Genomic DNA, 16,404 nt, shown 5'->3' on the forward strand with positions numbered 1-16,404 from the left:
AGAGTCAGGAGGCAGGCACCATGGCAGACCGAGTATTCGCACTTGGTGCCGATCAGAAGCTTGTCGAACTGACGCGTGCCGGGTTCGTCTCCGAGGATGTGTTCCAACGCATCCTTGCTGACCACCCGGCAATTTTGGGCGGTCCCGATGGTGGAACACCTCTGCTGATCCGGCGCGAACAGCCTATTCCCGACAATGCGGAGTCCGGAGGCCGATGGTCACTCGACCATCTGTACGTCGACCGCAGCGGCGTTCCGGTCCTGGTCGAGGTCAAGCGATCGACGGATACGCGTCTACGTCGGGAAGTCGTCGGCCAGATGCTGGACTACGCAGCGAACGGCGTCGTGTACTGGCGATTGGACGTGCTAGTTGATGCGTTCGAGGAGACATGCAGAGCGCGGGGTGAGAACGCCGAGCAAGTGCTGAACGAGTTCCTCGACTCTTCCGTCTCGATCGAGGCGTTCTGGAAGACGGTCGAGGCCAATTTGCGCGCAGGTCATGTGCGCATGGTGTTTGTTGCTGATCATGTGCCGCCTGAGCTTCGCCGCATCGTCGAGTTCCTCAACGAACAGATGCGGCCGGCGGAAGTGACGGCGATCCAGATCGCCCACTTCCAGGGTGCCGACGGCGGACGCGTCCTTGTGCCCCAAATTATCGGCGAGACTGAGCGCGCGACGGCCGTCAAGAGCGTCGACGGCACGCGAACACCGATCTCTACCGACGAATGGATCGCGAAGCTCGCCGAAGCACATGGAGAGGATGCGGCGTCAGCCACCCGGCGACTGGTCGAATGGCATATCGCACAGGGTGGCGACTGCGGGCCGACAGCGAGCCAGGATGCACTGTTCTTCCGGGTTAGAGGTGATGACGGACGTGATGCGTGGGCCTACTTCGTACGGCACGGAAGTGGCGGTCGACTTGAAGTGGCGCTGGGCTATCTGCAGAACCGGCCATTACTGAGGTCCGATGCGGCGCGGGGCGAAGTGGTGAATAGGCTGCGCTCGGTTCATGACATCGATATCCGGTTCTCAGGCAAGCTGACTGGATACCCCTCATTCCCTGTTTCAAGCCTCTTGTCCGAGGTGGCGTGGGCCGGGTTCACCGCCTTTGCAAAATGGCTCCTGGACAGGGCCCGTAGGGTGGACTGAGTCGGGTCGGGCGGTCTTGCCGATCCCTCTCGCGGCCACGTCAGGAAACCCGTACGCTCTCCCTCAATAATGTCGGGTGAGAAACGCCATGACCCTGAATCGTCGGACGCTACTGGCGTCCACGCTTAGCGCGATGACTGCGGGCGGTGCTTTGGCACAGAGCAATTGGCCCAACAAGCCGGTGAAGCTGGTGGTCGGCTTCACGCCGGGCAGCGCCACCGACGTCTCGGGTCGGCTGTTTGCGCAGGTCTTCAGCGAGCTGTGGGGCCAGTCGGTGATCGTCGAGAACGTGCCGGGCAACAGCGGCGCCATCGGCGTCGACCGCGTCGCCAAGGCGGCGCCCGACGGCTACACCCTGATGTGGACGGGCAACGCCGCGATCACCATCCTGCCCAGCCTGCAGTCGCTGCCCTTCGATCCGATCAAGGACTTCGCCTACATCTCGACGACCCTGGTCACCGGCTCGGTGATCATGGCCAACAACGACCTGCCGGTGAAGACGCTGCCCGAGCTGATCGCCCACGCCAGGGCCAATCCAGGCAAGCTGAGCTACGGCAGCCCGGGCGTCGGCACGCCGCAGCACATCGCCGGCGAGCTGCTCGGCAAGCTGGCCGGCATCAAGATGGAGCACGTGCCCTATCGCGGCGCGCAGATGACCGACACCCTGAGCGGCGTCGTGCCGATCGCCATCCAGAACGCCGGCGCCTCGATGCCGCTGATCCGCGATGGCCGCCTGCGCGGCCTGGCCGTGACCTCGGCCAAGCGCAGCGGCGCGGCGCCCGACCTGCCGACCGTGGCCGAGCAGGGCTTCCCCGGCTTCGAGGCGGCGTCGTGGTTCGCCATCATGGCGCCCGCCGGCACGCCGCAGCCGATCCTCGAGAAGGTGCGCCAGGCCGCGCTCAGGGCGCTGTCGGACAAGGAACTGCTGAAGAAGCTGGCCGCGCTGGGCCTCGATCCGCTCGGCAGCACCGGCGAGGAGACCAGGGCCGCGGTCGCGCGCGACATCCCGAAATGGGCGCAGGTCATCAAGGATGCCGGCATCCCGCGCAATTGAGGCCGCGACCTGTCATCCCGAGCGCAGCGAGGGATCTACGCGGTCGCCCGAGATCCCTCGCTGCGCTCGGGATGACAGCAGGTTGCTAGAGCATCGAGCGTCAAAACGAACTCAGCCGTCTTCCTGGGAGCGCCGGCGCTCCCAAAGACGTGTGATTCCGCCTTTTCGTTCGTCGCTCTAGGCTTCTTTCTTGTCGGCGGCGGGCGGCACGCCCGGCGTCGGCTGGCGCGGATGGATGTGGTCCTTGAAGTCGGCGAAGCCCTTCCACGCCGGCTCGACCGGCGCCTGGCCCTCGACCGGTATGTAGATCGACGGTTCCGCCAGGCTGAGCCTGGGGATATAGCGCGGGCAATTGGGGAAGATGGCGCGCGCCTTCACCCGCACCACCATCTGTGCGCCGACGCATTGGGTCAGCAACGGATCCTCGCGATCGATGCTGGCCGTGCCGTTGACGCGCAGTCGGCGTGGCCGATTGTGCAGGTCGATGAACAGCAGGCCGACGCCCGGATTGACCAGCAGGTTGCCCAGGCTCTTGAACTGGCCGTTGCCGTCGTAGTCGGGAAACGCCAGCTCGTCGTCGGCGGTGACGCGCACGAAGCCCGGCGCGCCGCCCTTGAACGAGCAGTCCGGCCGGCCCTCGGCATCGGCGGTGGCGAGGAAGAAGTAGATCGACTCGCCGATGAAGGCGCGATCGGACTCGCTGAACGCCACCCGCGTCAGCTTCTCCTCGAGACGATCGGCGATGCGACGGCTGTCGAAGCGGTCCTGAAGCTCGCGGTTGCCGGCGTGGTACATGATCGAGTCGGACATCGGCGCCTCCCCCGGCGCGGCGTCACCTGATGATCGCTGCCTGCACCATGGTGCGGAACTGGTTGCGCAGGAAGATGCGGTCGTAGTCGTTGACCTGCACCATGTAGAGCGCCATCAGCCGGCGCTTCGGATCGATCCAGAACAGCGTGCCGGCATTGCCGGCCCAGCCGTACTCGCCCACGGAGCCGGGCAGCGCCGCCATGCCGGTGCTCTTGCGCACCTCGAAGCCGAGGCCGAAGCCCATCCCCGGCGGCCGGCCGGGCGCCATGCCGACATGGTCGGCGGTCATGAACTCGATGGTCTGCGCGCCCAGCAGGCGCCTGCCGTTGAATGTGCCGCCATTGGCGAGCATCAGCATGAAGCGCAGGTAGTCGTCGGTCGAGCCGACCAGCCCGCCGCCGCCCGACTCGAAGGCCGCCCTGACGCCGACGTCGAAACGCGGTGTCGGCGGCCGGTCCTTGCGGCTGACCGCGGGCTGCGCGGCGCGCGCCAGCTTCCCGGGCGGCAGCACGAAGGCGGTGTCGACCATGCCCAGCGGCCTGAAGATCGTCTCGTCGAGGGCCACGCCCAGGCTCTTGCCGGTGACGACCTCGACGATGCGGCCAAGGATGTCGGTCGACACGCCGTACTCCCAGCGCGTGCCAGGCGAGAAGCGCAGCGGCAGCTTCGACACCTGCCTGGCGAACTCCGCGTTGTCGACGGTGCGATCGCCGATCCTCGCCTCGCGATAGGCCTTGTTGACCAGCGAGTCGCCGCGCGTGCCGTAGATCAGCCCCGAGGTGTGGCGCAGCAGGTCCTGCACCGTCATTTCCCGCTGCGCCGCCGCCAGCTCGAGCAACGGCTTGCCGTCGGTGCCCGTCTTCTCGACACCGACCTTCATCTCGGCGAACTCCGGGATGTAGCGCGAGACCGGATCGCCGATCTGCATCCTGCCCTGCTCGACCAGCATCATGATGGCGACGCTGACGATCGGCTTGGTCATGGAGTAGATGCGGAACAGCGAATCCGGCTTCAGCGGCTCGCCCTTGTCGCGGTCGCGCATGCCCAGCACGCGGTGCCATGCGACCTTGCCGTCGCGCACCACCAGCATGATCGCACCCGGCAGCAGCCCGTTCTCGATATGACCACGCGTCACCGCCTCGAGCCGGACAAGCTGCTCGCCCGACAGGCCGACATCCTCGGGCCTGGTTGCCGAGGGCAGCAGCGTCTCGGCGCTGGCCTGCGCGATCGGCGTGAACGCCACCCATGCGGCGAACATCGCCGCCTTCAACGACCTCGACATGGTTGTCCCCGGGGCTGCCGCTTCCTACTCGAGCTTGTTCTGGATGCGCGACGGCTGGTTGTACGGAATCTGCGCCGTGCGGCCGATGCCGACGGTGGCGCAGCCACCGTCCAGCGAGCAGGCCTTGTTCTTCGAGCAGATCGTGCCGCCGCCGCAATCCTGGTAGTAGGTCGTGTTCATGCAGCGGCCGGCGCTGCTGCAGATGCGTCCCTGCTCGCAGCGCCCGTCGCCGCAGACCGGCCCGGTGCGCGGCCCGCCGCCGGTGCAATTGCCGGTGTTGGTGCAGGTCGAGCCGGGCGGGCAGATGCCGCCTGTGGTGCAGTCCGAATAGCCGATCGGCACGCAGGAGCCCGCCCGGTACTTGTGCTCGCGGAAGCCCGGCTCGCACCAGCTGCCGGTCGAGGTGCGCGTGCTGCCCGGCGGCGTGTTCACCCGCTCGCCGCACATATCGCCCTTGAGGCAGACATTGCCCTTCGGGCAGTACTTGCCGTTGCGGCAATCGACCTGCGCGAGGGCCGATGTCGCAAGGACGGCGGCGGCGATCAGCGCCACCAGGGTGGCTATTGCCCAGCGTGCGATTGCAGGCATCTGTGTTGCTCCTCCGACGGCGTTCCCCCTGCGTGGCCCCCGGGCGCAGCGTAGCAAGGGAATCCGCTCAGCGCACCAGCGCGACGAAGATCAGGATCATGCCGACATAGGAGACCAGGAAGGCGCCTGTGCGCAGCCAAGGTACGCCGGCGATATAGGCGCCGCCATGCGCGACGCGGCCCCAGAAGAAGAGCTGCGCGCCGATCGCCGTGCCCTGGCCGAACTTGTTGGTGACCGCGGCGACGATGATCAGCGCGGCGAAGGGAACCAGGTTCTCGACCATGTTGGCATGGGCGCGCCGGGCACGGCCGACCCATCCCTCCAGCGCCGGGAAGTCCTCGCGGTTGCCGGCCATGACCGGCAGGCCGAGCTTCAGCACCAGGGCGAGGGAGTAGGGCAGGGTGAGAGCCAGGCAGAGTGCGGCGCTCAATGCCAGAAACAGCAACTCGATCTGCATCGCCAGGTCCTCCTCGGTGTCGTGACGCGAAGTCTCGCCCCGGGACCCCGCGCGCGCAATCGGCCTGACGCCATCCGGCGTGATACAAGGCGCGCCGATGTCGGCTCCCCCCTCGACGACAAGCCCGGTGCGCACCGGTATCCTCTGCCTCGCTTCGGGCGCGGCGGCGTTCTCGATGTTCGACGCGCTCAACAAGGGCATGTCGGACTCGCTGCCGCTGGTGCAGCGCCTTTGGGTCTACTACCTCGCCTTCGCCGCCGTCATGGCGCTGGCGGTATGGCGGCGCGGCGATCGCGGCGCCTGGCGCTCGGCGCGGCCCGGCCTGCAGGTCGCGCGTGCGCTGGTGCTGGTGGTCGAGACCGGCCTGTTCGCCGCCAGCCTGCGCTACATCCAGCTCGCCGACATGCAGGCGGTGGCGGCCGCTTCGCCGCTCTTCGTGCTGGCGCTGTCGGCGCCGGCGCTGGGCGAGCCGGTGGCGCGCCGCGCCTGGATCGCCGTGGCGCTGGGTTTCGTCGGCGTGCTGGTCGTGGTGCGGCCGGGCCTGCGCGAGCTGAACCTCGGCTACGTGCTGGTGCTGATCGGCGCGGCGCTGTGGGCGCTCTACCAGATCCTGCTGCGCATTGTCGGCCGCGACGATCCGCCGTCGACCACGGCGCTGTGGACGGCATTGGCGGGCGCGGCGGCGCTGACCTGCGTCGGGCCGTTCTTCTGGAGCTGGCCGGACGCCACAGGCTGGCTGATGCTGGCCGGGCTGGCCGCCTGCGGCACCCTGGGCCACGTGCTCTATTCGATCGCCTTCCGCCTGGCGCCGGCGGCGATCCTGCAGCCCTTCGGCTATCTCAACCTGGTTTTCGCCATCGTCTGGGGCTGGCTGATCTTCGCCCAGTTCCCCGACCTTTGGACCATCGCCGGCGCGGCCCTGATCGTCGTCGCCGGCATCGTCGCGCTGCGCGCCTGAGCGTCAGCCGCCGGCCTCCTCGGGCGTGCGCGTGACCAGCGCCAGCGCGTGCAGGCCGGCGTCGAACTCGTCCTTGAGCAGGCCGTAGACCATGCGCTGCCGTGCCACGCGGCTCTTGCCGGCGAAGGCGGCCGACACGATATCGACGGTGAAGTGACTCTCGCCCTCGGCGCGCGCGCCGGCATGGCCGGCGTGCCTGGCCGAGTCGTCGGTGATGACCAGCCGTGCCGGCGCCAGGGCGGCGCTGAGCTTGCGGTCGATGGCGGCGGCGATGGCGCCCATGCTGGTCTCCGAGTCAAGAACGAAACTTCCTTGAGGCGTGCCCGCGGCACGCTCATAAATGTAGGATGGTCCGAGGTTCGCGCAAATCGGTTCGCACGACGGAGGCTCCCTCCGCCAATTTGCGCGTCTGCGAGCATCCCGGCTGCGCCGAGGCGGGCGAGTTCCGCGCACCGCGCTCGCGCGAGAGCCTCAACCAGTACCGCTGGTTCTGCCTCGGGCACGTGCGCGAGTACAATTCCAAGTGGGATTTCTACAGGGGCATGTCGGAGGACGAGATCGAGCGCCAGATCCGCGCCGACCAGACCTGGCGGCGGCCGACCTGGAAGATGAGCGGCCAGGCGCGGGCCAGGATGGCGGCCGATCCGCTCGAGCTGCTGCTCGATCCCTACGACATCCTGGCCGATTCCGGCGCGCGCGCGCGGCAGCGCCGGGCCCAGGCGCAGCCCAACGACCTGCCGGTCGCCGAGCAGCAGGCGCTTTCCATCCTCGACCTGACCTGGCCGCAGACCCGGCAGGGCGTGAAGGCGCGCTACAAGGAGCTGGCCAAGCGCTACCATCCCGACGCCAATGGCGGCGGCCGCGAGGCCGAGGAGCGCATCAAGCAGATCAACCAGGCCTACACCACGCTCAAGCAGAGCCCGCACTTCGCGGAGTGATTCCCTTCTCCCCGCCTTCGCGGCGAGAAGGGAACTCCCACTAAGCCTTGCTCCGCACGTTGGCCTGCCACATCGGCGCGGCCAGCGTCTCGGTGTATTGCGGGATCATGAAGTTGAAGGCGACGCTGATGCGCTCGGTCTCGCTCTGGTTGCTGACCACGTGGTGGTGCAGCCAGGAGGGGAAGATCACCATGCGCCCGTCGCGCGCCGGCACCGACCGGCTGTTGGCCGTGCGCTCGGTGAACTGCTTGGGCCTGGGCATGATGACGAAGGATTGCGGCCGCGGATCGGAGAACACGATCTCGGCGGTGTCCGGTCCGGCCTGCACGTAGTAGGTGCCGCTGAGATAGTTGTTGGGATGCGTGTGCCGGGGGTGGTGCGCGCCGGGCGGGTTGATGTTGGCCCAGCAGCCGGTGATCACCAGCCTGTGGTCCTCCAGGCCGAGCCAGCGCATGGCGCCCTTGGCGGCCATGTGGGCGAGGTCGCACAGCGGCTGAAAGGACTGCAGCGTGTGCAGGTCCTGGTCGGTCTGCCAGTTGGCGCCCTTCTGGATCTTCGGCCGCGGCGTCAGCATGCGCTCGATCTCGCCGCGCAGGTGGTGGTTCAGCGGCCCGTGCTCCTCCGGCGCCAGGTCGATGATCCACAGCGGCGTGGGAAACAGCTCGACGACGTCGAGCTTGGCGATCTTCGGTGGTCGTCCGCCGGTCATGATCGAAGGTCCTCTGCAAGCGGCGCCACTATATAGCGAAGCGAGGGATGGGCAGCATGGGCTGCCGCGTGCGATGCTGCACTCGGAAAAGGGGAATTGGGGGGACGCAAATGCAAGCGTTGGGAATGGCGCGGCTCGCCGCGGCGGCGGCGCTGTGGCTGGGCCTGACGGCCCGCGAAGGACCGGGGTCCGCCATGCGACAGGCGCGCAGTGCCGGGGGGGTCGCAACCAGCGTCACGCGGGTCTCCGAGGGCGTCTACGATGTATTCTCCTCCTACCGCGCGCCGGGCGACACGAACGCGTTCGCCGGCCGGCCGGCTGAAACCGACCGCATGATGATGCAGGGCCTGGTGCAGCGAGCGGCGCAGATCGCCGGCGAGAACAAGGCATCCGCCTTCTATGCCAGCCGTCCGCGCTCCTTCGTGCGCACCGTCGAGCGCCGCACTGCCTCTTTCAGCGCGCCGACAGCCAAGGACTACTACGCGCGCATGCGCATCATCCTTCCCGGCGCCGGACGGGCGCCGGAGCCGGGCATGGTCCTGCTCGATACCGCCAAGGCCGGCGCCTTCACCTTCGAGCGCCTCGAGCCGCAACCCGCGCCGGGCGGGACGAAGTCCAGTTCCTGACACCGCGATCGCGGGCGCGACCCGGTGGCGCAATGCGTCAGGAATGAACCATTTGCGCGTGGCGCGCGCAGCGCCACCTCGCGCATAAGATAGTTCAAGGAAGTCCTTGAAATCAGTGAACATTCGCTTCGTTTTTCGATGAGCGAGCCACCCCCAAGAGATCGCCCCGGAAACGGCTGGTGGTCGACGCGCGCTGCCGGCCGTCCGGCGACGCCGTCGGATCGCGCGCGCGAGGGTGGCGGCTGGGCGGCGCGACTGAAGGCGGCTGCCCGCTCGCTGGGCGCGTCGCTGTCGCGCGCGGCGCGCGGCCGGCGGCCTTCGGCAGGGCCGACGCCGGCCGAAACGGGTTTCGCCCATCTCCTCGATCTCACCGGCGACGGCGTCATGATCGGCCAGGACCGGCGCGTCGTCATGGTCAACGACGCGCTGGCGCGCATGCTGGGCTATGCGCCCGCCGACATGCCGGGCCTGCCGCTCGCCGACCTCGTGGCACCGGAGGAGCTCGATCATTACCGGGCGCGCCATCTCGCGCGCCTCGAGGGCCGCGACGCGCCGACCTCGTACGACATCGCGCTGCGCCGCGCCGACGGCACGCTGCTGCCCTGCCACGCCCGCGTCGCGGTGATCGACCATGGCGGCAGGCCGGCGGTCCTCTGCGCGATCACCGACCTGTCGGCGATTGCCGGCGCCACGCGGCAGCTGCTCGCCAAGACCGGGCTGCTCGAGGTCACCTTCGGCGCCATGAGCCAGGGCATCTGCGTGCTCGGCCCCGACCTGCGCTTCCTCGGCGGCAACGACCGCATTCCCGGCATGCTGGGCGTGCCGGTCGAGCTGTTCAGCGAAGGCAAGGGCTTCATCGACGTCGCCCGCTACTGCGCCGCGCGCGGCGACTACGGCCCGGGCGATACCGAGACTCTGGCCCAGGCGCGCCTGCAATTCCTGATGTCGTCGGATGACGGCATGACGCTGGAGCGCGAGACCCATGACGGCCGCATCTTCGACGCGCGCCACGCCAAGCTGCCCGATGGCGGCTGGGTGATCACCTACGCCGACGTGACCGAAGAACGACGCAACATGCGCGCGCTGGCGGAGAGCGAGGAACGGCTGCGCCAGGTGATGGACAACGCCGTCGACGTGATCCTGCTGGTCAATGAGGCGGGCACGATCGAGGCGGTCAATCACGCGGCGCGGCGCATCTTCGGCTACGAACCGCAGGAACTCGTCGGCCGCGACGTGATCATGCTGATGACCGAGGAGGAGGGGCTCAGGCACGCCGCCTTCATGCAGCGGTACATCCGCAGGGACGAGCCGCTGCTGGTCAACGTCGCGCGCGAGATGCAGGGCCGGCACAGGGACGGCCACACGCTGCCGCTCGAGGTGTCATCGGGCGAGTTCAGGACCGGCGGCGGCCGACGCATGTTCGTCGGCCTGGTGCGCGACCTGACCGAGCGCAAGGCGATCGAGGCGCGCCTGCGCCAGTCGCAGAAGCTCGAGGCGCTGGGCCAGCTGACCGGCGGCGTGGCGCACGACTTCAACAACCTGCTGGCGGCGATCATGTCGGGCGTCGAGGACGCCATGCAGGATGTGCCGCCGGGGAGCGAGACGCAGCAGTCGCTGGACATCGCCATGCGCGCGACCGAGCAGGCCGCCGGCCTGACCCAGCGCCTGCTGTCCTTCGCGCGCCAGCAGGAGCTGGCGCCGGCGCGCATCGAGCCGTCGGTCGTGATCGACCAGCTCTCCGGCCTGCTGCGCTCCTCGGTGCCGATGGCGATCGAGCTGGTGGTGAGCGCCTCGGCCGATACCACCAGCTGCGTCGTCGATCGCACGCAGTTCGAGACGGCGCTGCTCAATCTCGTCGTCAACGCGCGCGACGCCATCGCCGGCGCCGGCACCATCGCGGTCAGCGTCGAGAACCGGACCATCGACGCGCATCAGGCGGCGGGCGATCCCGCGCTGCGTGCCGGCCACTGGGTGGCGATCTCGGTGTCCGACACCGGCGCCGGCATGCCGAGCGAGATCCGCCACCGCATCTTCGAGCCGTTCTTCACCACCAAGGGGCCGGGCAAGGGCACCGGGCTCGGGCTCAGCATGGTGCACGGCTTCGTGCTGCAGTCCGGCGGCTTCCTGGTGGTCGACAGCGCGCCGGAGCGCGGCACGGCGATCCGCATGCATTTCCCCGCCGCCGACGGCGCCCAGGCGCCTATGGCGACAGCTCGCGTCGCATGAGGCAGCGCCGCCAGATCGGATGACCGAGCTGGCGCTCGTGCGCGCGCTCGCGGCGCATCGCCGCCGTGTACTGCGCCAGCGGCACGATGGTGAATCCGCGCCGGGCGTAGAACGGCGCGTTCCACGGCACACCGAGATAGGTCGACAGGAACAGGCTGGCGTGGCGCTCCTGCCGCGCCCTGGCGCAGACCTGCTCGAGCAGCGCCGCGCCGATGCCGCGCCCGCCGTGGCGCGGCAGCACCGAGAGCTGATGCAGCCACGCCATGCCGTCGAGCGTGCGCAGCAGCGCGAAGCCGACCGGCCGGTTGACGGCGTCGGCCGCGACCCACAGGCGTCCGCCGCGGCGGGCGTCTTCCAGCAGCGCGGGATCGGCCGGAGTCATGGGCAGCACCCACGGCATGGCGACGCGCCGGAAGATCTCGTCGGCGACATTCTCGATCTGCCGGATGGCCGGCAGCTCCTGGCGCCGCGCGGCACGGATGATCATCGGCATTTCCTCACGGTCTTGCCTTCCCCCGGAGAGGGAAGGTGCCCGGAGGGCGGAAGGGGGATGTCGAAGACGGACACCTTGTGTGTTGAGACATCCCCCATCCGGCGCTGCGCGCCACCTTCCCCCTCCGGGGGAAGGTATGAGATTCCCCCATCAATCATTGGCCGCGCCGAAGCGGAAGGGGCGGCAGAATTCGCGGATGTCCTGGACGAGCAGGCCGGGTTCCTCGAGCGCCGCGAAGTGGCCGCCGCCGGGCATGGCGCTGTAGCGCCGCAGGTCGCCGTAGGCGCGCTCGACCCAGGCGCGCGGCGGCGGCGGCGCGAGGTCGGCGGGGAAGGCCATGAAGGCCGTCGGCGTCCGCACCATCTCGCCCCGCGCCAGCCGCGCATTCTCCTCGCGCACGCCGCGATAGAGCCAGGCGGCGCTCGCCATGTTGGCGTTCAGCCAGTAGACCATGATGTTGTCGATCAGGGTGTCGAACGAGAAGCGCCGGCGCGGATCGCCGCCGCAATCGCTCCAGCCCTGGAACTTCTCGACGATCCACGCCGCCAGCCCGACCGGCGAATCGCTGAGCGCCACGCCGAGCGATTGCGGCTTGGTGCTCTGGATGCGCTGGTAGGCGGTCTTCGCCTCGCGCTCGGCGCGCACGATGTTCAGCCACGCGGTTTCCTCGGGCGACAGCGCGTCGTCCTCGCCGAGGCCCGGCCGGAACACCATCATGTTGAGGTGCAGCGCCTGGCAGCCGAGCTTCACGCCGTCCGTCTCGACCACCGGATGGTCGTGCGCCAGCCAGGTCGAGATCGCCGCGCCCCAGTCGCCGCCCTGCGCGACATAGGGCCTGGTGTAGTTCAGCGACTCGGTGATCAGCCGATGCCACAGCCGGCCGATGGCGCGCGGGCCGATCGGGCCGGCGCCGCCATCGCGCATCGGCGGGCCGGACCAGCCATAGCCCGGCAGCGACGGCACGATGACGTCGAAGGAATCGAGCGCGTCGCCGCCGTGGCGCTCGGGATGGGCGAGCTGGTCGATGATGTCGAGGAACTCGACGATCGAGCCCGGCCAGCCATGGCTGAGGATCAGCGGCAGCGGCGCCGGCGCGTCCTCGACCGGCGTGCCCGGCTCGCGGATGAAATGCAGGCGCTGCGCGCCGATGTCGACCAGGTAGTTGGGGAAGGCGTTGATCTTCTCCTCGCAGCGCCGCCAGTCGTAGCCGTGCAGCCAGTACTCGACCAGCTCCTTCAGGAAATGCTCCTCGGTGCCGTAGTCCCAGGCGCCGCCCGACACGAAGACCGGCGGCCGCCATTTGCGCAGGCGCTCGTCGAGATCCGAGAGCACGCGCTCGGGCACGTCGATGGTGAACGGCTCGGGCGTGACGTGGCGGGCTGGGGTATCGCTCATGGCGGCGCAGATTGCCTTCGCTACCATCGGGCGGGCAAGATCGGAGCCAACGAGAATCGGAGGGCACGCATGTCGGGTTTCCTGCCGCGCCGCATGAAGTTCTGGGGCTGGGGCTTCGAGGGCGAGGGCGCCACGCCGCAGGAGCGTGCCTACGTCCACGCCAACGCCGCCAAGCGTTACGGCGTCTCAGACTTCAACGACACGCCGCCGCGCGAGGAGGAATACGCGCTACGCGCGCCGCGCGTCAGCCCGCCGGCCAGCCTGGCGGCGATCTGCTCGACGGCGCGCATCGACCGGCTGGTGCACGCCTACGGCAAGTCGTTCATCGACTCGGTACGCATCTTCGAGCGCCGGGTGCCCAACCCGCCCGACGTCGTGGCCTATCCGCGCGACGAGGGCGATGTTTCGGCGCTGCTCGACTGGGCCAGCAGCAACGACATCGCGGTGATCCCCTTCGGCGCCGGCTCCTCGGTGGTGGGCGGCGTCGAGCCGGTGGTCGGCGGCGCCTTCAGGGGCGTGGTGTCGATCAACCTGCAGCGCCTCGACAAGGTGCTCGAGGTCGACCGCAAGAGCCGCGCCGCGTGCATCCAGGGCGGCGTGCTGGGTCCCCACCTCGAGGCGCAGCTCAAGCCGCACGACGTGACGCTCCGGCATTTCCCGCAGAGCTTCGAGTATTCGACCCTGGGCGGCTGGATCGCCACGCGCTCCGGCGGCCACTTCGCCACGCTCTACACCCATATCGATGACTTCGTCGAAAGCGCGCGCATGATCACGCCCAGGGGCGCGTGGGAGAGCTTCCGCCTGCCGGGCTCGGGCGCCGGCCCCAGCCCCGACCGCATCGCCATCGGCTCGGAAGGGTCGCTGGGCATCATCACCGAGGCGTGGATGCGCCTGCAGGACCGGCCGCGCTTCCGCGCCGGCACCTCGGTGGCCTTCGCGAAGTTCGAGGATGCCTGGGCCGCAGTGCGCGCCATCGGCCAGGCCGGTCTCTATCCCTCCAACGTGCGCCTGCTCGATCGCGTCGAGGCCGAGGCCACCGGCGCCGGCGACGGCAGCGTCGACGTCATGGTGCTGGCCTTCGAATCGGCCGACCACGATGTCGGCCCGTGGATGGCCCGCGCGCTGGAATGCGCGCGCGATCATCGCGGCCAGCCCGACATGGACCAGCTCGAGTCGAAGGGCGGCCATCGCGAGGGCAGCTCGGGCGCCTGGCGCAACGCCTTCATCCGCGCGCCGTTCTTCCGCGAGATCACCACGCCGCTCGAGGTGATCTACGACACCTTCGAGACCGCGACGACCTGGGACCGCTTCGGCGACTTCCACCAGACGGTGATGGACACGCTGCACGACGTGCTGAAGCGCGAATGCGGGCCGGGCGCCAGCGCCTCGTGCCGCTTCACCCATGTCTATCCCGACGGCCCGGCGCCCTATTTCAGCTTCTACGGCAAGGGCCGCAAGGGCGGCATGGAGCAGCAATGGTGGGCGATCAAGCGCGCCTGCTCCGACGTGCTGAGCCAGCTCAAGGGCACCATCACGCACCACCACGCCGTCGGCCGCGATCACATGCCCTGGTACGAGAAGCAACGCCCGGAACTGTTCGCCGCCGCGCTGCAGGGCGCGAAGAATGCCGTCGATCCGAAGGGCGTGATGAACCCCGGCGTGCTGCTGAAGGCGCGAGGTTAGGACTTCTACCTTCCCCCGGAGGGGGAAGGTGGCGCGCAGCGCCGGAAGGGGGATGTCGAAGACGAACGCAGGAGTCCGTCTTCGACATCCCCCTTCCGCCCTTCGGGCACCTTCCCCCTCCGGGGGAAGGGAGCTGTAGCCGTCAATGCGAACGCAGCAGCAGCTCGCGCATCACCGCGATGTCGGTGAGCGCCGGTGCTGATTGGGCCTCGCCATCGTCGATCGCCGCGACTCGTGCACGCATGTCGCGGGCGATGCCGGAGATCGGCGTGCCGACGTGGCCGCAGAGCGTGCGGACGTCCTCGTCGGACATGTCGATGATCTCCGTGCCCAGCGCGGCGAGCAGGCGGTCGAGGTCGGTGTCGGGGTGCCAGTTCTTCATGGCGTGTCTCTAGGCCAGGCCGCGGCGCAGCAGCGCGCGGCGCATGCGCTTGCGGGTGGAGTCGTAGTCGCGCTCGGACATGTCGTAGTGCAGGCGGATGTCGGTCGCGGTCATGCCTTCGGCCAGGCCGGCGAGGATCTTCAGCGCCGCCGGATCGTCGGCGAACAGGACGTTGATCGCGCCCAGCGCCTGGGCGGCGGCCAGCACGCGTTCGGGGTTGTCGGGCGCGATCATCGAGCCATCGGCATCGGGTGCGGCAACCATCAGGGCGTGATCGCGGCGTGCGCGGCGCCAGTGATCGTCGCAGATGCTGCGCATCACGCCCGACAGGAAGGCCAGCAACGGCACGCCGGCCGGCCAGCGCCGCGATCCGTCGAGGCAGCGCACGACCGCCTCGTTCAGGATATCGGCCCAGCCCAGGCCACCCGGCAGGCCGCGGCTCCACAGCCGCGCCAGCGACTTCAGGCGCACCAGGTCGGCGTCCGACAAGGTGCGCAGCGCGATGCCGACATCGCCGGCGCGGGCATCGGTGGTGCCGGCCGGGATCAAGTGCGGGCGATTGCGTTCGGCGCCTTCCATGTCCACTTCAGTATGCGCCCGGCGACGTCCGGCGCGGACAGGGCGGCGAAATATTTCTCCGCCCGTCCGCATCGCGCCGCCGCGCCCGCCTTCCCGTCAGCAACCGAAGGGAGAGGCGATGGCCGACGACAGCGCTGCGATACGCCGGTGGTACGCCGAGGATCTGCGCCTGCGCGCGCCCGTGCGGCGCAACCTGGGCATCGTCGAGGCCTATGCGACGGTGCCGCGCGAACGCTTCCTCGGGCCGGGCCCGTGGACCATCCGGCCGGACACGAGGCCCGACGAGACGTTCACGACGCCCGATGCCGAGCCGCATTGGCTCTATCACGACGTGCTCGTGGCGATCGATGTCAAGCGCAAGCTGAACAACGGCATGCCGAGCTTCTGGGCGCACAATCTCGATCACCTCGACCTGCGGCCGGGCGAGCGCGTGCTGCAGGTCGGCGCCGGGACGGGCTACTACAGCGCCATCCTGGGCGAGATCATCGGTCGGGAGGGCCGCGTCATCGCGGTCGAGCACGATGCGGATCTCGCCGCGCGAGCGCGGGCAAACCTCAAGGCCTGGCCGCAAGTCACGGTGATCGGCGACGATGGCCGCAAGCACGACCCGGGCGTCGTCAATGCCGTCGTGGTCTTCGCCGGCTCGACGCATCCGGCGCCGCTGTGGCTCGATCGCCTCGCCGAGGGCGGCCGTCTGATGATGCCGCTGACCGGCGCCAACTGGTGGGGCTTCGTCCTGCGCGCCGAGCGGCGCGGCGATGCCTTCGGCGCGCGCTCGGTCGGCGGCGTCGGCATCTTCCCCTGTGCCGGCGGCCGCGACGAGGCGGCGGGCGAGCGGCTGCAGAAGGCGCTGGCGAATGTCGATCGGCGCTTCGTGCCGATCGCCGCCCTGCATCGCGGCAAGCCCGCGGCGGCGATGGCCGGCAAGGTCTGGTACGCCGGCCCGGACTTCTGGCTGGAAGCCGCCGCGAGCACCACGGCACCGGGTTGAATTCTTGCCTTCCCCCGGAGGGGGAAGGTGCCCGAAGGGCGGATGGGGGATGTCGAAGACGGACAGTGGTTTTGTTGAGGCATCC

At 69.2% G+C, this 16,404-nt stretch carries 18 protein-coding genes; 8 read left to right on the forward strand and 10 right to left on the reverse strand.

Annotated elements, in window-relative coordinates; all coding sequences use genetic code 11:
* Positions 1-20: 20 nt before the first annotated feature.
* Positions 21-1,148: a hypothetical protein gene (locus KF889_23685; protein ID MBX3502457.1), complete on the forward strand. Its 1,128-nt coding sequence runs from the start codon at positions 21-23 to the stop codon at positions 1,146-1,148.
* A gap of 151 nt (positions 1,149-1,299) precedes the next feature.
* The gene (locus tag KF889_23690) at positions 1,300-2,202 is read left to right on the forward strand and encodes a tripartite tricarboxylate transporter substrate binding protein (protein ID MBX3502458.1); all 903 of its coding nucleotides are present in this window, start codon (positions 1,300-1,302) and stop codon (positions 2,200-2,202) included.
* A gap of 177 nt (positions 2,203-2,379) precedes the next feature.
* Here the strand turns inward: KF889_23690 and KF889_23695 are convergent, their stop codons facing one another.
* The 4 genes from KF889_23695 to KF889_23710 all read right to left on the reverse strand — a co-directional run bounded on the left by KF889_23695 (position 2,380) and on the right by KF889_23710 (position 5,339).
* Complete coding sequence (locus KF889_23695) at positions 2,380-2,997, reverse strand: pyridoxamine 5'-phosphate oxidase family protein (protein ID MBX3502459.1); 618 nt, start codon at positions 2,995-2,997, stop codon at positions 2,380-2,382.
* A 37-nt stretch (positions 2,998-3,034) separates the two neighbouring features.
* On the reverse strand, positions 3,035-4,294 hold the full coding sequence (locus tag KF889_23700; protein MBX3502460.1) for a beta-lactamase family protein: 1,260 nt from the start codon (positions 4,292-4,294) through the stop codon (positions 3,035-3,037).
* Between the two features lie 24 nt (positions 4,295-4,318).
* Positions 4,319-4,882, reverse strand: coding sequence for a hypothetical protein (locus KF889_23705; GenBank protein MBX3502461.1), 564 nt, complete (start codon positions 4,880-4,882; stop codon positions 4,319-4,321).
* 67 nt (positions 4,883-4,949) lie between these two features.
* Positions 4,950-5,339, reverse strand: a complete 390-nt coding sequence (locus tag KF889_23710) for an MAPEG family protein (protein ID MBX3502462.1) — start codon at positions 5,337-5,339, stop codon at positions 4,950-4,952.
* 127 nt (positions 5,340-5,466) lie between these two features.
* On the opposite strand from KF889_23710, the gene KF889_23715 reads away from it, so the two are divergent.
* Positions 5,467-6,297 (forward strand): DMT family transporter, encoded by an 831-nt coding sequence (locus KF889_23715; protein MBX3502463.1) that lies wholly within the window; start codon positions 5,467-5,469, stop codon positions 6,295-6,297.
* Between the two features lie 3 nt (positions 6,298-6,300).
* Here KF889_23715 and KF889_23720 read toward each other — a convergent pair whose 3' ends face one another.
* Positions 6,301-6,579: a BolA family transcriptional regulator gene (locus tag KF889_23720; protein MBX3502464.1), complete on the reverse strand. Its 279-nt coding sequence runs from the start codon at positions 6,577-6,579 to the stop codon at positions 6,301-6,303.
* A 65-nt stretch (positions 6,580-6,644) separates the two neighbouring features.
* Between KF889_23720 and KF889_23725 the strand changes: the two genes are divergently transcribed.
* On the forward strand, positions 6,645-7,235 hold the full coding sequence (locus tag KF889_23725) for a J domain-containing protein (protein MBX3502465.1): 591 nt from the start codon (positions 6,645-6,647) through the stop codon (positions 7,233-7,235).
* 40 nt (positions 7,236-7,275) lie between these two features.
* Here the strand turns inward: KF889_23725 and KF889_23730 are convergent, their stop codons facing one another.
* Complete coding sequence (locus KF889_23730) at positions 7,276-7,944, reverse strand: hypothetical protein (protein MBX3502466.1); 669 nt, start codon at positions 7,942-7,944, stop codon at positions 7,276-7,278.
* Between the two features lie 125 nt (positions 7,945-8,069).
* Between KF889_23730 and KF889_23735 the strand changes: the two genes are divergently transcribed.
* Both KF889_23735 and KF889_23740 read left to right on the forward strand, forming a co-directional pair.
* Positions 8,070-8,570, forward strand: a complete 501-nt coding sequence (locus KF889_23735; protein ID MBX3502467.1) for a hypothetical protein — start codon at positions 8,070-8,072, stop codon at positions 8,568-8,570.
* Positions 8,571-8,708: 138 nt separating this feature from the next.
* Positions 8,709-10,796: a PAS domain S-box protein gene (locus KF889_23740; protein ID MBX3502468.1), complete on the forward strand. Its 2,088-nt coding sequence runs from the start codon at positions 8,709-8,711 to the stop codon at positions 10,794-10,796.
* Here the strand turns inward: KF889_23740 and KF889_23745 are convergent.
* Both KF889_23745 and KF889_23750 read right to left on the reverse strand, forming a co-directional pair.
* A complete protein-coding gene (locus KF889_23745; protein MBX3502469.1) occupies positions 10,771-11,283 on the reverse strand; it encodes a GNAT family N-acetyltransferase in 513 nt (170 codons plus the stop codon). The genes KF889_23740 and KF889_23745 overlap by 26 nt on opposite strands.
* 156 nt (positions 11,284-11,439) lie before the next feature.
* Positions 11,440-12,684: an epoxide hydrolase gene (locus KF889_23750; protein ID MBX3502470.1), complete on the reverse strand. Its 1,245-nt coding sequence runs from the start codon at positions 12,682-12,684 to the stop codon at positions 11,440-11,442.
* 69 nt (positions 12,685-12,753) lie between these two features.
* On the opposite strand from KF889_23750, the gene KF889_23755 reads away from it, so the two are divergent.
* Positions 12,754-14,367: an FAD-binding oxidoreductase gene (locus KF889_23755; GenBank protein MBX3502471.1), complete on the forward strand. Its 1,614-nt coding sequence runs from the start codon at positions 12,754-12,756 to the stop codon at positions 14,365-14,367.
* Positions 14,368-14,509: 142 nt separating this feature from the next.
* Here the strand turns inward: KF889_23755 and KF889_23760 are convergent, their stop codons facing one another.
* Positions 14,510-14,749: a hypothetical protein gene (locus KF889_23760; protein MBX3502472.1), complete on the reverse strand. Its 240-nt coding sequence runs from the start codon at positions 14,747-14,749 to the stop codon at positions 14,510-14,512.
* Positions 14,750-14,758: 9 nt separating this feature from the next.
* Positions 14,759-15,196, reverse strand: coding sequence for a hypothetical protein (locus KF889_23765; GenBank protein ID MBX3502473.1), 438 nt, complete (start codon positions 15,194-15,196; stop codon positions 14,759-14,761).
* Between the two features lie 250 nt (positions 15,197-15,446).
* Here KF889_23765 and KF889_23770 point away from each other — a divergent pair, with 250 nt between their 5' ends.
* A complete protein-coding gene (locus KF889_23770) occupies positions 15,447-16,319 on the forward strand; it encodes a protein-L-isoaspartate(D-aspartate) O-methyltransferase (protein MBX3502474.1) in 873 nt (290 codons plus the stop codon).
* Positions 16,320-16,404: the final 85 nt, after the last annotated feature.

Source organism: Alphaproteobacteria bacterium (genome assembly GCA_019635875.1).
Taxonomy (GTDB): domain Bacteria; phylum Pseudomonadota; class Alphaproteobacteria; order Reyranellales; family Reyranellaceae; genus JAFAZJ01.

Bases quoted from the DNA above. Each gene is read 5' to 3' on its own strand.
- KF889_23685 (MBX3502457.1), top strand. From the start codon at position 21: ATGGCAGACCGAGTATTCGCACTTGGTGCCGATCAGAAGCTTGTCGAA.
- KF889_23770 (MBX3502474.1), top strand. From the start codon at position 15,447: ATGGCCGACGACAGCGCTGCGATACGCCGGTGGTACGCCGAGGATCTG.
- KF889_23705 (MBX3502461.1), bottom strand. From the start codon at position 4,882: ATGCCTGCAATCGCACGCTGGGCAATAGCCACCCTGGTGGCGCTGATC.
- KF889_23695 (MBX3502459.1), bottom strand. From the start codon at position 2,997: ATGTACCACGCCGGCAACCGCGAGCTTCAGGACCGCTTCGACAGCCGT.
- KF889_23740 (MBX3502468.1), top strand. From the start codon at position 8,709: ATGAGCGAGCCACCCCCAAGAGATCGCCCCGGAAACGGCTGGTGGTCG.
- KF889_23755 (MBX3502471.1), top strand. From the start codon at position 12,754: ATGTCGGGTTTCCTGCCGCGCCGCATGAAGTTCTGGGGCTGGGGCTTC.
- KF889_23760 (MBX3502472.1), bottom strand. From the start codon at position 14,749: ATGAAGAACTGGCACCCCGACACCGACCTCGACCGCCTGCTCGCCGCG.
- KF889_23725 (MBX3502465.1), top strand. From the start codon at position 6,645: ATGGTCCGAGGTTCGCGCAAATCGGTTCGCACGACGGAGGCTCCCTCC.
- KF889_23710 (MBX3502462.1), bottom strand. From the start codon at position 5,339: ATGCAGATCGAGTTGCTGTTTCTGGCATTGAGCGCCGCACTCTGCCTG.
- KF889_23700 (MBX3502460.1), bottom strand. From the start codon at position 4,294: ATGTCGAGGTCGTTGAAGGCGGCGATGTTCGCCGCATGGGTGGCGTTC.
- KF889_23735 (MBX3502467.1), top strand. From the start codon at position 8,070: ATGGCGCGGCTCGCCGCGGCGGCGGCGCTGTGGCTGGGCCTGACGGCC.
- KF889_23750 (MBX3502470.1), bottom strand. From the start codon at position 12,684: ATGAGCGATACCCCAGCCCGCCACGTCACGCCCGAGCCGTTCACCATC.
- KF889_23730 (MBX3502466.1), bottom strand. From the start codon at position 7,944: ATGACCGGCGGACGACCACCGAAGATCGCCAAGCTCGACGTCGTCGAG.
- KF889_23745 (MBX3502469.1), bottom strand. From the start codon at position 11,283: ATGATCATCCGTGCCGCGCGGCGCCAGGAGCTGCCGGCCATCCGGCAG.
- KF889_23720 (MBX3502464.1), bottom strand. From the start codon at position 6,579: ATGGGCGCCATCGCCGCCGCCATCGACCGCAAGCTCAGCGCCGCCCTG.